The 13894-nt window shown below is 67.9% G+C and carries 13 protein-coding genes; 6 read left to right on the top strand and 7 right to left on the bottom strand.

All coding sequences use genetic code 11. The features are described 5' to 3' along the window. Positions 1 to 63: 63 nt before the first annotated feature. Positions 64 to 837 carry an ABC transporter substrate-binding protein gene (locus tag MUB46_RS13070; protein ID WP_261616361.1) on the bottom strand — a complete coding sequence of 258 codons (774 nt, stop codon included), beginning with the start codon at positions 835 to 837 and terminating at the stop codon, positions 64 to 66. A gap of 232 nt (positions 838 to 1069) precedes the next feature. Here MUB46_RS13070 and MUB46_RS13075 point away from each other — a divergent pair, with 232 nt between their 5' ends. The 5 genes from MUB46_RS13075 to MUB46_RS13095 all read left to right on the top strand — a co-directional run bounded on the left by MUB46_RS13075 (position 1070) and on the right by MUB46_RS13095 (position 6002). Beyond that, entirely contained in the window at positions 1070 to 2053 is a 984-nt protein-coding gene (locus MUB46_RS13075) for an MBL fold metallo-hydrolase (RefSeq protein ID WP_261616362.1), read from the top strand. A 273-nt stretch (positions 2054 to 2326) separates the two neighbouring features. Further along, positions 2327 to 2791: an Lrp/AsnC family transcriptional regulator gene (locus MUB46_RS13080; protein ID WP_261616363.1), complete on the top strand. Its 465-nt coding sequence runs from the start codon at positions 2327 to 2329 to the stop codon at positions 2789 to 2791. A 4-nt stretch (positions 2792 to 2795) separates the two neighbouring features. Next, entirely contained in the window at positions 2796 to 3413 is a 618-nt protein-coding gene (locus tag MUB46_RS13085) for a LysE family translocator (protein WP_261616364.1), read from the top strand. Then, positions 3410 to 4993 (top strand): FAD/NAD(P)-binding protein, encoded by a 1584-nt coding sequence (locus MUB46_RS13090; protein WP_261616365.1) that lies wholly within the window; start codon positions 3410 to 3412, stop codon positions 4991 to 4993. The genes MUB46_RS13085 and MUB46_RS13090 overlap by 4 nt, the downstream gene beginning before the upstream one ends. A gap of 133 nt (positions 4994 to 5126) precedes the next feature. Then, positions 5127 to 6002 (top strand): DUF6159 family protein, encoded by an 876-nt coding sequence (locus tag MUB46_RS13095; protein ID WP_261616366.1) that lies wholly within the window; start codon positions 5127 to 5129, stop codon positions 6000 to 6002. A gap of 12 nt (positions 6003 to 6014) precedes the next feature. On the opposite strand, the gene MUB46_RS13100 is transcribed toward MUB46_RS13095, so the two are convergent. The 4 genes from MUB46_RS13100 to MUB46_RS13115 all read right to left on the bottom strand — a co-directional run bounded on the left by MUB46_RS13100 (position 6015) and on the right by MUB46_RS13115 (position 9627). After that, positions 6015 to 7334 carry a molybdopterin molybdotransferase MoeA gene (locus MUB46_RS13100; RefSeq protein ID WP_261616367.1) on the bottom strand — a complete coding sequence of 440 codons (1320 nt, stop codon included), beginning with the start codon at positions 7332 to 7334 and terminating at the stop codon, positions 6015 to 6017. After that, positions 7312 to 7872, bottom strand: coding sequence for a molybdopterin-guanine dinucleotide biosynthesis protein B (mobB, locus tag MUB46_RS13105; protein WP_261616368.1), 561 nt, complete (start codon positions 7870 to 7872; stop codon positions 7312 to 7314). Before mobB ends, MUB46_RS13100 begins: the two co-directional genes overlap by 23 nt. Beyond that, positions 7869 to 8579 carry a molybdenum cofactor guanylyltransferase MobA gene (mobA, locus tag MUB46_RS13110; protein ID WP_261616369.1) on the bottom strand — a complete coding sequence of 237 codons (711 nt, stop codon included), beginning with the start codon at positions 8577 to 8579 and terminating at the stop codon, positions 7869 to 7871. Before mobA ends, mobB begins: the two co-directional genes overlap by 4 nt. A gap of 163 nt (positions 8580 to 8742) precedes the next feature. After that, entirely contained in the window at positions 8743 to 9627 is an 885-nt protein-coding gene (locus tag MUB46_RS13115; RefSeq protein ID WP_261616370.1) for a formate dehydrogenase accessory sulfurtransferase FdhD, read from the bottom strand. 185 nt (positions 9628 to 9812) lie between these two features. On the opposite strand from MUB46_RS13115, the gene apbC reads away from it, so the two are divergent. Continuing rightward, positions 9813 to 11048, top strand: a complete 1236-nt coding sequence (apbC, locus tag MUB46_RS13120; protein WP_261616371.1) for an iron-sulfur cluster carrier protein ApbC — start codon at positions 9813 to 9815, stop codon at positions 11046 to 11048. 102 nt (positions 11049 to 11150) lie between these two features. Here apbC and MUB46_RS13125 read toward each other — a convergent pair whose 3' ends face one another. Together MUB46_RS13125 and MUB46_RS13130 are read right to left on the bottom strand one after the other, a co-directional pair. Beyond that, entirely contained in the window at positions 11151 to 12341 is a 1191-nt protein-coding gene (locus MUB46_RS13125) for a hypothetical protein (protein WP_261616372.1), read from the bottom strand. A gap of 335 nt (positions 12342 to 12676) precedes the next feature. Beyond that, positions 12677 to 13852 carry a vWA domain-containing protein gene (locus MUB46_RS13130; RefSeq protein WP_261616373.1) on the bottom strand — a complete coding sequence of 392 codons (1176 nt, stop codon included), beginning with the start codon at positions 13850 to 13852 and terminating at the stop codon, positions 12677 to 12679. Between the last annotated feature and the right edge of the window lie 42 nt (positions 13853 to 13894).

Raw genomic sequence — 13894 nt, forward strand, 5'->3', positions numbered from 1 at the left:
ACAAGCCCCGGCGACGCTGGGCGCCGCCGGGGGCGGACTGGTTGTCAGGCGATCATCATGGCCCTAGTAGATCGAGAACGGGAAATACTTCTCGTTGATCTTCTCGTAGGTGCCGTCGGCGATGATCGCGGCCAGGGCCTCGTTCATCATCTTCTTGAGGTCCTGGTCCTCCTTGCGCAGCGCGATGCCGGCGCCGTCGCCGAAGTACCTCGGATCGGTCTCGGGCTCACCGACGAATTCGCAGCACTTGCCTTCCTCGGTGTTCTCCAGCCACTCGTACAGGACCACAGAGTCGGCCAGCACCGCGTCGAGGCGGCCGTTGGCGAGGTCCATGTTGGCCTCGTCCTGGGTGCCGTAGAGCTTCAGATCCGAGTCCGGACGCTCGCCCTCGAGGAAGTTGGCGTGGATGGTGGCGGACTGGGCGCCAAGGGCCTTGCCCTTCAGGGCCTCGGCCGAGGTGTCGGTGACCGCCGACTCCTTGCGGGCGATAAAGCGGGCCGGGGTGTTGTAGTACTTGTCGGTGAACTCGACCTGCTTCTTGCGCTCCTCGGTGATCGACATCGAGGCGACGATGGCGTCGTACTTGTTGGCGAGCAGGGCGGGAATGATGCCGTCCCAGTCCTGTGCGACGAATTCGCACTTCACCGCCATCTTGTCGCAGAGCGCCTGGGCGATCTCGATGTCGAAGCCCTGAAGCTGGTTGTTCGTGTCGTAGAAGTTGAACGGAGGATAGGCGCCCTCGGTGCCGATACGGACCGTGCTCCAATCCTTCGCTGCCGCTCCGCCGGCAAAGACAAGTGCCGTGGCTGCAACGGCCAGACGCAGGAATTGACGCATAGTGTTCCCCTGTTGGTTGTTGGTGCGTTTCCAGTATGTCCATCCGCCCGGTCGGGCGGTTACTGTCATCTTCCCACTATTCTTCCCGCCCGCGCAACAGGCTTGGGTCCGACAGGGCCTGTCCGTCTAAACCCTTCGATGGAACATCGAAAGTAACGGTTCAACACGGCGTCGCCGCCGTGCTAATGTCGCTTCGCACCTGCAAAAAATGCGGATTCTTGGGGATTCCGGAATGGATTTTCGCCGTCGACAGCTCTTGAAGGCCGGTTTCGCCGCGGGCGCGGCCTTGGCCGGCTCCGCGCTCGGAGCCGGCAGGAGCGAGGCCGCCCAGCCGAAGGCGGCCCGGCAGGTGCCCGGAATCTACCGCATCGCCGTTGGCGATATCATCGTCACCGCGATCCTGGACGGCTATGTGAACCTGGGGACGAACATGTTCCCCGACGCCACGCCCGACGAGGTGGAGCGGCTGCAGCGCGCGAGTTTCGCGCCGACCGGCGACACCGTGCGCGCCTCGGTCAACTGCTTCGTGGTCAATACCGGCGACAAGCTGGCGATCATCGATGCCGGCGGCCGCGATTTCCTTGGCCCGACCATGGGCGACATGCCGCGCGGACTGGCCGCCGCCGGCATCGATCCCGCCAATGTCGACGTGGTGATCGCCACGCACATGCATCCCGACCATATCGGCGGGATCGCCACGAAAAACGGGGCGGCGGCGTTCGCCAACGCGCAGCTCGTCGTCTGCGGCGACGACTGGGATTTCTGGATGAGCCCGGACAATCTCAACAACGCCGCCGAGGTGGCGAAGCCGTTCTTCCACGCCGCGCAGGCGGCCGCCACGCCCTATGCCAAGACCGTTCGCAAGATCGGCCCGGACGAGGAAGTGATCCCCGGCATCCGCTCGGTGCCGCTGCCCGGACACACGCCGGGCCACACCGGCTACATGGTGTCGTCGGGCAACGATACGCTGTTCGTCTGGGGCGACATCGTCCATTCGCCGATGCTGCAGTTCCCGCATCCCAACTGGTCGATCGCGCTGGATACCTCGCCGCAGAAGGCGATCATGACCCGGCGCAAGGCGTTCGACATGGCGGTGACCGACCGGTTGCTGGTCGCCGGCATGCATCTGCCCTATCCGGGCATCGGCCACGTGGTGCGCAGCAACGGGTTCCGTTTCGTTCCCGCCGACTGGGTCTACACGCTCCAGGCGCCCTGAGCCGGGTTCCTCTGAAGACTTATCTTTCGCGGCCGTTTGCAGCGGCTCCGGAGGCAGCGTCTCCGGGTCGCGGGCGGCCGTCCGGCGTTCACGCCGGCGTTTCTCGCCGGTGGCCGTGGTCCTGACCCCGCCCATCCTGTCCCGCTTGTCCTATCAATCGACGATCCGGCATTTTTCCGGAGCCTTACACGAGGTTTCGGTGGGTTTCCGAATTTTGCGATGTAATCGGGATATAATATTGATAAATGCGAATACAGCAGTATTATATCCGGCATGGATGAGATCGACCGCAAGATTGCCGACATACTCCAGACGGACGGGCGGGCCGCCAGCGTCGACATCGCGTCGGCGGTCGGCGTGTCCACGTCGACGGCCAACGAGCGCGTGCGCCGCCTCGTGGCGAACGGCACGATCACCGAGTGGCGCGGGGTTCTGGACCCCGAGAAAGTGGGCGCCGCGCTGTGCGTGTTCGTGTTCCTCGACCTGGCCTATGACGGCGAGGCCGAGGCCTGCCGCGCGCTCATGGCGTTTCCCGAGGTGCAGGAGCTGCACCACATCAGCGGCCAGCACTCGTACCTGATGAAGGTGCGCGTTGCCGACACGAACGCGCTTCAGCGGTTCCTGCAAAGCAGCGTGAAGCCGCTGCCCGCCGTCCAGAGGACGGAGACCCTCGTGTCCCTGGACGCGCTCAAGGAAACGACCGTGGTGAAGATCTCACCGGACGCACGCGAAAGCTGATCCCATGGAAATCCTGCTCAAGGGCATCGGCGTCGGCTTCGCCGTGGCGGCGCCGGTCGGTCCGATCGGACTGCTTTGCATCCGGCGCACGCTGACGGACGGCCGGGCGGCCGGTCTGGCGTCCGGCCTTGGCGCGGCGACCGCGGATGCCGTCTACGGGCTTCTGGTGGCGGCCGGGTTCGCGGCGACCGGCGTGCTGCTGAGCTACGCGACCCCGCTGCAACTCGGCGGTGGCCTGCTGATCGCCCTGCTCGGGGCGATGTCGATCCGAGGGTTCCTGAACGGCCCGGCGGAGGACAGCGCGCGGGAGATTGCCTCGCGCGCGTCCGTGATCCCCGCCTACAGCACCACGTTCGCGCTGACGCTTTCCAACCCGATGACCATTCTGGCCTTTGTCGGGCTGATCGCCGGCCTCGGCGCCTCGGCGGCGGACTCACCCTCGGCACCCTACTGGCTGGTGGCGGGCGTGTTCATCGGGTCGGCGCTGTGGTGGCTGTTTCTCGTCCACCTGGCGCTGGCCGCCAGGACGCGGATCACCCCGCGCGTCACGCGCTGGTTCGATCTGGTCTCCGGGCTCGTGCTGGTGGTCTGGGGGCTCTGGATCGCGAGGGGCGCACTATGACCACGCCGCGCCATATCGCGCTGGTCGGCTGCGGCTTTACCGGCACGAGCGCCTTCTACCAGCTGGTCGACCGGTATCCTGTCGAGAAGATCACGATCTTCGAGGCGACCGGGGACTTCGGGCCCGGCTATCCCTACCGAACGGACGAGAGCCGCGACTACCTGATCAACAACACCACGGACACCATGTGTCTCGTGGCATCGAACCGGCGCGCCTTCGTCGACTGGCTCAGGACGCGCCCCGATCTCGCGCCCGACCTCGACGAGAAAGGTCATCTGCCGCGCCCCGTCTACGGCGAATTCCTCAAAGACGCGGTCGCGGCGACCCGGGTGAATGCCGCGATCAAGGGCATCGCGGTGGACCTGATCCCCCATGCTGTGTCGGATATCACGGAGACCGACGGCGGCGTCACGCTCACCTGGGCGGGCGGGACCACGGTTGCCGACGTCGCCATCCTGACGACGGGCCGCGCGGTGGAATACCAGCCGTTTCCGGCCCCGCCCGCGGGTGGCGCGCGCTACCTCGCAAGCCATATCGGCACTGCCGACTTCGAGACCATCCCGCCGGACGCCACGGTGCACATCATGGGGGCGTCGCTGAGCGCCTATGACGTGCTGAACAGGCTGTTCGCGCCGTCGACCGGCTGCCGGTTCGCGCGCGGTGCGGATGGCGCGCTGACATTCGTGCCCGGAGCGAACCAGAGGCATGCGGTTTTGTGTTCGCGCAGCGGGCGCATCAAGGGCGCGCAGACCCGAAACGGCGGGGCCGTCACCCGAAACGCCTTCACGCCGGCGCGCATCCGGGCGCTGGCCGGGGCGGGGCAGTTCGATCTGGCGGCGCTGCGCGACCTGGTGATGGACGATGCCGCGGCCAACGGCGTGACGCTCGATGCCGACGGCCTGATGGATCCCTATCGCGACTGCGCCGACGCCGACGCGCTGAACGCGCGGGCGGCGGAGATCCTGGCGCACGCGATCGGGCTGGCGGATAGTTCCGATACAGTGAACTTCCTGGTCGATTTCCTCGGCGACGCGCAGGTCGATCTCTGGGACCTCTTTGCCGAGCGCCTGCTGTCGGCCGAGGCCGAACGGACCTATCGCGACGCCGTGGAGACCGCGGTGCTGTGCTATGCCGCGCCCTGTCCGGTTCCGACGGCGGAGAAGATCCTCGCGCTCATGAAGGCCGGGCGCCTCCGTATCCTCAAGGGCGCGCGCGATGTCGGGCTGGATGACACCGGCGCCTACACGATCCACCACGATTTCGGATCGGAGCGTGCCGACATCCTGGTCAACACGATCGGGGCGGTGAACCGCGACGTCGCCCACCCGGACCAGGACGGCCTGACCCGCGCGCTGGCGAAGAAGGGCTATTTGCGGCCCTATGCGCGCGACGGGATCGCCTTGCCCGGGGCGGATGTCGACATGGCGAGCTTTCGCGCGACGGGGGCGACCAACATCTATGTCGCCAATATGATGCTCTGGGGGCCGGGCTTCTTCACCAGCTCGGCGTTCATGATGGCGACTGTCGTCGAGCGATTGCTGGCGCGGATGTTCCAGGCCGGCGCAATGGGCAAGGGCTGACCGGCGCTCCCGCCGACAGGGCCGAAACGGGCGTTTCCCCGCCGATTGGCGTTTTCTTAAACGGCTTGCCCTAGGGTCGCCTGCCATCGCGCGGCGTCCGCGCTGCCTGCCATCGGGCCATGGGGAGACCGCCATGTTCGAACGCCTTTCCAGAAGCTGGGACCTCGTCCAGGCGAGCGCGGCGGTGTTGCGCGACGACAAGGAGCTTCTGATCCTGCCGGTGATCTCGGGCTTCTGCTCTCTGATGGTGATGGCGGCCTTCCTCGCACCCGCCTACCTGACCGGGGCGCTGGAGGCGATCGCCCGGGACAGCCAGGATGGCGGCATGCCCGGGGCCGGCATGACGGCCGAGATCTACGTCGCCGTCTTCCTGTTCTACATCGTCCAGTATTTCGTGGTCTTCTTCTTCAACACTGCGCTTGTCGGGGCGGCGCTGCTGCGGCTTGGCGGTCACAATCCGACGCTCGGCGACGCGCTGGCGATCGCGACTGCCCGGATCGGTCAGATCGCCGGCTACGCGGTGGTCTCGGCCACCGTCGGCCTGCTCCTGCGGATGATCGCGGAACGGTTCGGCTTCCTCGGCCGGATCGTCGAAGCCATGTTCGGCCTCGCCTGGTCGGTCTCGACCTTCCTGGTGGTGCCGATCATCGCGGCGCACGGCATCGGCCCCGTCCGGGCGGTGAAGGAAAGCGCCGCGCTGCTGCGCAAGACATGGGGAGAGAACCTCATCGGCAATGGCGGCATCGGGCTGGCGGTCACCGTCGTCGTGATGCCGATCGCGTTCATCGGTTTCGGCGCCATGCAGTACCTGTTCGCCCAGCCGGGCATGGCGCCCGCGGCCATCCTGGTCGCCGCGGCAACGGTGCTGGCGCTGGCCGCCATCGGCATCTTCGCGGCGGCACTCGGCGGGGTCTATTCGGCAGCCCTCTACCTCTACGCGGACGGCGGCACGACCATGCGTGGCTTTGACCGCTCGCTGCTCGAAGGTGCCTTCACCCGCAAGGCGTAAGGGGCGGACGGCTCAGCGCGGCGGCAGGCCGGCCTCGCCGAAGGGCAGGAAGCGGACGCGATCGCCGCGCCTGACGGCGGTGACGTCCTCGGGGATCTCGATCAGCCCGTCGGCCTCGCGCAGCGAGGTGATCAGGCCCGATCCGTCGCGGGGATACTTGGCCACGCGCCGGACACCGCCCGGGGCCCCGCCTGAGCCTCCGTTGGGGCTTCCGGCGGGATCGTCGATCATCAATCCACGCAGGAACTCGCGACGGTCCGGCTTCTTGTCGGCGATCTCGAAATCGGCTTCCAGCACGACCCGCCTGGGCTCGCGCCATGTCGCGCCGCCGAGCGCGAGTAGCGCCTGGCGTACATAGAGCACGAAGCAGACGAAGGCGGCGACCGGATTGCCCGGCAGGCCGAGCACCACGCAATCGCCGATCTGGCCCATCGCCATCGGCCGGCCCGGCTTGATGGCGAGCTGCCACATGTGGCGGTGGCCGAGGTCGCTCAGGGTGGCGATGACGTGATCCTCCTCGCCGCGGCTCGCGCCGCCGGTGGTCAGTATCACGTCATGGCCGGCGGCGGCGTCGGTCAGCGCCGTGCGCACGATCCCGGCCTTGTCGGGCAGGACGCCGAGATCGCTCACCGCGACCGGCAGGGTGGACAGCAGCGCCGATAGCAGCGGCCGGTTGGAATCGTAGACGGCCCCCTCGCGAAACGCCGCGCCGGCCTCCAGGATCTCGTCCCCGGTCGACAGGATCGCCACCTTCAGCGGCGCGAAACAGGAAACCGCGCCGGCGCCGGTGGAGGCGATCGCACCGATCTCCTGCGGCCTGAGGATGGTTCCGGCCTCGACCAGCACGTCGCCGGCCCGGAGGTCCTCGCCGGCCCTGCGGCGGTTGGCGCCGGGCTTCAGGCCGGGCGGGATCGCGACGAAACCCCGGCCGTCCTGCTCGTGCGGCTCGCAGTCCTCCTGCATGGCGATGGTATCGGCGCGCGGCGGCATCACCGCGCCCGTGAAGATGCGCGCGGCCGACCCGACGGGCAGGGGGCTGTCGGCGGGATGGCCGGCGGCGATGCGCGTCGATATTGGAAAGAAGCCGCCCGTCGCCTCGTAGTCGGAATGGGCGAAGGCATAGCCGTCGACCGCGGAATTGTCGGCGCCGGGGACAGGGCGCGGCGCGGCGACGGCCTCGGCGCAGATGCGGCCGAGCGCGCTGGCGAGCGAAACCGGTTCGGGGGCCGTGACCGGCCTCATGCGCTCGCGCAGGATCGACAGGGCCTCGTCGTGGCGCAGCCGGTCCCTGTCGTGCAGGAAGCAATCGTCAAGCAGTTTGCGCGGCGGCATCGGTTCTCGGCTTGGGCAGGGCGTGATAGGCGGCGATGAAGTCGGCGATCTCGGCGACCGCGTCGAGATCGAAGCGCGGCAGGTCGCCGGTTCCGCCCGCATGTTCGGCGGTATTGTCCGTGGCGATGGCGACGATCATCGGATCGGTCGGGGCGAGTGGGCCCTTGTCGTGGCTCTGCTGCCGGCGGCACTCGATCTTGGGGTGGCGCTCGCGCTTGTAGCCCTCGACCAGGATCAGGTCGGCGGGGGCGAGGCGGGCGACGATCTCGTCCAGGCTCGGCTCCCGGTCGGCCGTATCGTTCGGGCGCAGCTCGTGCATCAGCGCCCAGCGCGACGCGGAGACGATGGCGACCTCGGTGGCGCCGGCCTCGCGGTGGCGGAAGGAATCGGTGCCCGGCACGTCGATGTCGAAGGCGTGATGGGCGTGCTTGATCGAACTCACCCGGTAGCCGCGCCTCGCGAATTCCGCGATCAGCCGCGTCGTCAGCGTCGTCTTGCCGGAGTTCTTCCAGCCGGTCACGCCGAAGATCGGGGTCATGCGGCGGGCTCCCCGGCAACGCCCGCCTCGAGCCGGGCGGCGATCGCCTCGGCGGTCGCCATGTCCTCGGGCGTGTTGACGTTGAAGAACGGGTCGATCTCCATGTTGTCGATGGCGGTCCTGCCGAAGATCACCTCGACATTGGGATGGCGGTTCACCCAGACCAGCACCTTGCGCAGGTCCTCGTCGCGGACGGCCTTTTCCAGATCGTCCGCGAGCGCCACCGGCCACAGGCCGAAGACGGGATGCACCCGGTCGCCGGATTTCGCCAGCGCGATCATGCCGTCGCGGTGGCCCGCCGCGGCGACGAGGCGGGCGACCATATCCTCGGGGAAGAACGGCGTGTCGGTCGCCGCCGTCACCACCCAGCGCGCCTGCGGGCACTGTTTCGCGGCCCAGCGCATGCCGGCGAGGATGCCGGCCAGCGGCCCGGCTGAGCCTTCCACCGGATCGCGCGTCACCGGCAGGCCGAACCCGTCGAAGCGGGTGGGGTCGCCGTTGGCGTTGATGACCACGGTGCCGACCTGGGATCCAAGCCGCGCGATCACATGGGCGAGCATCGGCTTGCCGCCCAGCGTCTGCAGGCTCTTCTCGTCGCCGCCCATGCGCCGCGACAGCCCGCCCGCCAGGACGCAGCCGACGGTGAGCGCCGCCTGGCCCGGGTTGTCGTGCAGCCCGGTCTCGTCGTGGCGGGAAACGATGGTCATGCGGGAGCCCCTGAAATGGTCTTGCGATGTCGCTTCGGGCCCCGGATCCCCTCCGGGGCGCAAGTTCCATTGTATTTCGTCAGCCGGAACGCTCGACCAGCCGCGTGTCTCCAACGTGCGCCGGGACATGGTCCGGTCCATTTGCGCGATGAAACGGTTCGGTTCACTCGCCGGCCTCCGCGAAACTGCCCTTGCGGCGGTGCTTCGGCGCCTCGTCCTCGACGGTATCGGGATCGAGGTCGAAGTCGATGCGGTGGTCGCCGGACAGCGCGAGGAAGCGCTTGCCACGGGCGCGGCCGATCAGCGTCAGTCCCGCCTGCCGCGCCAGCTCGACACCCCAGGCGGTGAACCCGGAGCGCGACACGAGGATGGGGATGCCCATCATCACCGTCTTGATGACCATCTCAGAGGTCAGGCGGCCGGTGGTGTAGAAGATCTTGTCGGCGGCGGGCTCCTTGTTCAGGAACATCCAGCCGGCGATCTTGTCGACGGCGTTGTGGCGGCCGACGTCCTCCATGTAGACCAGCGGCCTGTCCTCGCGGCACAGCACGCAGCCGTGGATCGCGCCGGCGGCGAGATAGAGCGAGGGCGCGGTGTTGATCTTCTTCGTCAGGCCGTAGAGCCAGGATGTCTTCAAAACGGCGTCGGCGGGCAGGCTGACCGTCTCGAAGCTTTCCATGACATCGCCGAAGACGGTGCCCTGGGCGCAGCCCGAGGTGCGCACCTTCTTCTTCAGCTTGTCCTCGTAGTTGGTCTGCCGCTTCGTGCGCACCACCACGACGTCGAGGTCGTCGTCGTGCTCGATGGCGGTGATCTCGTCGTCGGGCACGAGCATGTTCTGGTTCAGGAGATAGCCGACGGCGAGCAGGTCGGGCCGGTCGCCGATCGTCATCATGGTGACGATCTCCTGGGCATTCAGGAACAGCGTCAGCGGGCGCTCGTTGACGACGCGCGTCTCCACGCGCGCGCCGGTCTGGTCGATCCCGGTCACCGGCGTGGTCAGTTTCGGGTCGTCCGGATCGGGCCGGACCAGAAACTCGTCGCTCAAGGCGTCGCTCCGCTGGTTGTTCCGCCTTCTGACATAGCCTCCGCGGCGCCTGTTTCAAAGCGTCGCGTCGCGCCCGGCCTTTCCGGCAATCTTTCGGGCACCATTTGACCCGTAACCCCGTCCGATTACATAAGGCGCACAGGGACGCCGGCGACATGCGGGCACAAAGACCAACGAAAGGAAGCATGATGGCGTTGACCAAGGACGCGGTTCTGGGCGAGCTCTCGCGGGTCAAGGGACCCGACAGGACCGGCGACATCGTCTCGCTCGGGCTCGTATCGGAGGTCGTCATCCAGAGCGGGCGGGTCTATTTCGCCATCTCCGTCGATCCGGCGCGGGCGCAGGAGCTCGAGCCGATGCGGGCGGCGGCCGAGAAGGTCGTCGCGGAAATCCCCGGCGTTGAGAAGGTGATGGTGACGCTGACGTCCGAGAAGCGCGGCGGCGCGTCCGGCCCCGCACCGGCTGGCGCACCTGCTGCCGGGCCGGCCGGTGGCGCGGGCGGTGCCCCGCGGGGTGGACCGGGTGCCGTGCCGCCGCCGATGGCGGGCCGCGCGGGCGGACACGGTGGCCCCGGCGGCGCGCCGGGCGGCCATCAGCCGAGACCCGCACAGGGCGTTCCCGGCGTGAAGAACATCATAGCGGTGGCCTCGGGCAAGGGGGGCGTCGGCAAGTCGACGACCACGGTCAACCTGGCGCTCGGCCTGCAGGCGATCGGGCTCAAGGTCGGCGTGCTCGACGCCGATATCTACGGGCCGTCGCAGCCGCGCCTGCTCGGTGTCTCCGGCCGGCCGGAGCCGGTGAACGGCAAGACGCTGAAGCCGCTCGAAGGCTACGGCATCAAGGTCATGTCGATGGGCTTCCTGGTCGAGGAAGACACGCCGATGATCTGGCGCGGGCCGATGGTGATCTCGGCGCTGACCCAGTTGCTGCGCGAGGTGCTCTGGGGCGAGCTCGACGTGCTCGTCGTCGACATGCCGCCGGGAACGGGCGACGCCCAGCTCACCATGGCCCAGCAGGTGCCGCTCGCCGGGTCGGTGATCGTGTCGACGCCGCAGGACCTCGCCCTGATCGACGCGCGCAAGGGCATCAACATGTTCCGCCGCGTCGACGTGCCGATCCTCGGCATCATCGAGAACATGAGCTATTTCATGTGCCCGAGCTGCGGCACGCGCTCCGACATCTTCGGCCACGGCGGCGCGCGCGAGGAGGCGGAGCGGCTCGGCGTCGAGTTCCTCGGCGAGGTGCCGCTGCACATGGACATTCGCGAGAAGTCGGACTCCGGCCGGCCTGTTGTGGTGTCCGACCCGGACGGCCCGCACGCGCGGATCTTCAAGGACATCGCGTCGAAGGTCTGGGCCGAGATCGAGCGGGCCAAGGGCACCGCCGGCCGCCCGGCGCCGCAGATCGTCATGGAGAGCTGAGGGCAGGGTGGCCCGAGATGCCCGGGTCAGGCCCGGGCATGAAGCGGAAAGCCTATCCCCTTTTCACCTCATCGCCGGGCTCGACCCGGCGATCCTGGCGGCTCAGCGCGGGGCGGCGGTGTAGACGCGAACCGGATAGGGGCTCAGCAGCGCGATCCGGCGGCGTATGGACGGGGGCATATCCAGCGCCCTGAAGGTCGGGCTTTCGCGGAACGCCATCGGGTTGCGCGGATCGACCAGGACGAGCGTCACGCGCGCCTCGCGTGCGTGCTCGGCAAGGCGGGCGGCCATGCGCGTCATCAGCCGCTCGGAGAACGGATCGAACATCCAGACCACCAGATCGCCCTCGGGCAACGGCGCGTCGAAGGCATCGTCCAGGACCAGGTCGACCTCGCGGCAGCGCATGTGCGCGCGCGGCCAGTGGCGCAGGTTCAACTCGGCATCCTCGTGCAGCTCGCGGGCGAACTCGACGCCGACGATGCGCTGGAACGGAAACCGGGCGGCTTCGAACAGCACGCGGCCGCGCCCCGAGCCGATGTCGAGGAACGTCGTGTGCTCGAACGGGCCGGGCAGGCACGCCTGTATTCCGGAGAGCACCCATTCGACCAGCCGGCGCGGCGTCGGGCGATAGTCGTTGCCGTGCGTGGCGTTCGGGCCGACGATGTGCAGGTCGCGCAGCGGCGTCTCGACCATGGTGTCGGCCTTGTCGAGTTTGTTGCCGCCGCGATCCAGAACCAGCCGGTGCAGGTGGCGCAGGGCCGCGCGATAGGGCGGCAGCGGCGGCGCGTCGATGCCCTGCGGCGCGGGAACGGGCGTCTGCTCGCGAATTTCCGGCCTCGGCGGCTCGGACCGCGCGGGCGCCTCGGTTCGCGTAGGTGGCGGCGGCGCAGGCGGTTTGGATTCCGCGACGGCGGGGGCGGCCGGGTCCCCCGGCTTGCCCCCTTGCGCCCGGGTGCTTGCGGTCTTGGCCGGTGTCCCGGCCCCGTCCTTCGATGCCGCGTCTTCGGCGCTCTTCGCGGCTGTCTTCGCCGGTTGCGCGCGTTTCCGCGTCGTGGCCTTGCGCTTGCGAACCGTCTTGGGCGCCTTCTCAGGCGCGGTGTCCGCAGCCTGATCCGGCGTCTCGGCCGGCGCGGCGGTGGTGGTTCCTGCGACCTCGGCCTTCGCGGGTTTGGCCTTCCCGGGTTTGGCTTGCGTGGCCTTGGTGCGCGATCGTTTGGCGACGGGCTTCCTGGTCGCCGATTCTGTGTCTGATTTCGGAGGCGCCGATTTCGCGTCTTCTGGCTCGCCGTCCAACGTCTTTGCGGCGGCCTTCCTGGAAGCGGCCTTCTTCGGGGTGGCTTTCTTAGGGGCCGCCTTTTTTGCGGCGGTCTTCTTGGGGGCCGTCTTCCCGCGGGTACTCGATTTGCTGGTCGGCTTCGCCGTGGACCGCTCCGGCGCGGCATCCGGTTCGGCGCGAACGTCTCCTGACGCCGCGGTGTCCGCTGCGCGGTCTTCGTCCGGTTGCGTGTCGCCCGGATGCCTGTCCAGTGTTTCGGAAGCCATGGCCTCGTCTTAGCGGATTCTTGGAACGGGGTGCTATGTCCCGACCGAACGAGGCCTAACTATGACAAAATATTTAATTATTTGGCTTACCGCACCAGTTCCCGCATGGCCTCGTCGAGCCCTTCGAGGGTCAGCGGGTACATGCGGTCGGAGAACAGCTGCTTCATCATCGCGATCGAGGGCGTGTAGTCCCAGTGCTGCTCGGGCACCGGATTGAGCCAGACCGCGTGCTCGTAGATGCCGAGCAGGCGCTGCATCCAGACGGCGCCGGCCTCCTCGTTGAAATGCTCGACCGAGCCGCCCGGCTGCGCGATCTCGTAGGGGCTCATCGAGGCGTCGCCGACGAAGATCACCTTGTAGTCGGCAGGGAACTTGTGGAGCACGTCCCAGGTGGGCGTGCGCTCCTGCCAGCGCCGGCGGTTGTCCTTCCACACCGATTCATAGAGGCAGTTGTGGAAGTAGAAATACTCCATGACCTTGAACTCGGTGCGGGCCGCCGAGAACAGCTCCTGCGAGGTCTTGATGTGCCAGTCCATGGAGCCGCCGATATCGAAAAAGGCGAGCACCTTCACCGCGTTGCGGCGTTCGGGACGGAACTTCAGGTCGAGCCAGCCCTTGTCGGCGGTCTGGCGGATGGTGCCGCCGAGATCGAGCTCGTCGGCCGCGCCCGTGCGGGCGAACTTGCGCAGGCGGCGCAGCGCCACCTTGATGTTGCGGGTGCCGAGCTCGACGGAATCGTCGAGGTCCTTGAACTCTCGCTTGTCCCACACCTTCACCGCGCGGCGGTGGCGGCTCTCGTCCTGGCCGATGCGGATGCCTTCGGGATTGTAGCCGTAGGCGCCGAACGGCGAGGTGCCGGCTGTGCCGATCCACTTGTTGCCGCCCTGGTGGCGGCCCTGCTGTTCCCTGAGGCGCTCCTTCAGCGTCTCCATCAGCTTGTCCCAGCCGCCGAGCGCCTCGATCTCGGCCTTCTCCTCCTCGGTGAGGTACTTCTCGGCGAGTTTCCGGAGCCATTCCTCCGGGATCTCGGCCTCGATGCCGTCCGACATCAGCTCCAGGCCCTTGAAGACGTGGCCGAAGACCTGGTCGAACTTGTCGAGGTTGCGCTCGTCCTTCACCAGGCAGGCGCGGGACAGGTAGTAGAAGTCCTCGACCCGCTTTTGGGCGAGGTCGCGTTCCAGCGCTTCCATCAGGGTCAGATACTCGCGCAGGGTCACGGGCACGCCGGCCTGCTTGAGCTCGTGGAAGAAGGTAACGAACATGGCGCTCCGTCGGTGCGAAAACGATCGGTGCGGACCATAAGC

The organism is Microbaculum marinisediminis (assembly GCF_025397915.1).
Lineage (GTDB): Bacteria > Pseudomonadota > Alphaproteobacteria > Rhizobiales > Tepidamorphaceae > Microbaculum > Microbaculum marinisediminis.

Excerpts from the sequence above, each read along its gene's own strand:
- MUB46_RS13070 (WP_261616361.1), bottom strand. The coding sequence starts at position 837 with ATGCGTCAATTCCTGCGTCTGGCCGTTGCAGCCACGGCACTTGTCTTT.
- MUB46_RS13075 (WP_261616362.1), top strand. The coding sequence starts at position 1,070 with ATGGATTTTCGCCGTCGACAGCTCTTGAAGGCCGGTTTCGCCGCGGGC.
- MUB46_RS13080 (WP_261616363.1), top strand. The coding sequence starts at position 2,327 with ATGGATGAGATCGACCGCAAGATTGCCGACATACTCCAGACGGACGGG.
- MUB46_RS13085 (WP_261616364.1), top strand. The coding sequence starts at position 2,796 with ATGGAAATCCTGCTCAAGGGCATCGGCGTCGGCTTCGCCGTGGCGGCG.
- MUB46_RS13090 (WP_261616365.1), top strand. The coding sequence starts at position 3,410 with ATGACCACGCCGCGCCATATCGCGCTGGTCGGCTGCGGCTTTACCGGC.
- MUB46_RS13095 (WP_261616366.1), top strand. The coding sequence starts at position 5,127 with ATGTTCGAACGCCTTTCCAGAAGCTGGGACCTCGTCCAGGCGAGCGCG.
- MUB46_RS13100 (WP_261616367.1), bottom strand. The coding sequence starts at position 7,334 with ATGCCGCCGCGCAAACTGCTTGACGATTGCTTCCTGCACGACAGGGAC.
- mobB (WP_261616368.1), bottom strand. The coding sequence starts at position 7,872 with ATGACCCCGATCTTCGGCGTGACCGGCTGGAAGAACTCCGGCAAGACG.
- mobA (WP_261616369.1), bottom strand. The coding sequence starts at position 8,579 with ATGACCATCGTTTCCCGCCACGACGAGACCGGGCTGCACGACAACCCG.
- apbC (WP_261616371.1), top strand. The coding sequence starts at position 9,813 with ATGATGGCGTTGACCAAGGACGCGGTTCTGGGCGAGCTCTCGCGGGTC.
- MUB46_RS13130 (WP_261616373.1), bottom strand. The coding sequence starts at position 13,852 with ATGTTCGTTACCTTCTTCCACGAGCTCAAGCAGGCCGGCGTGCCCGTG.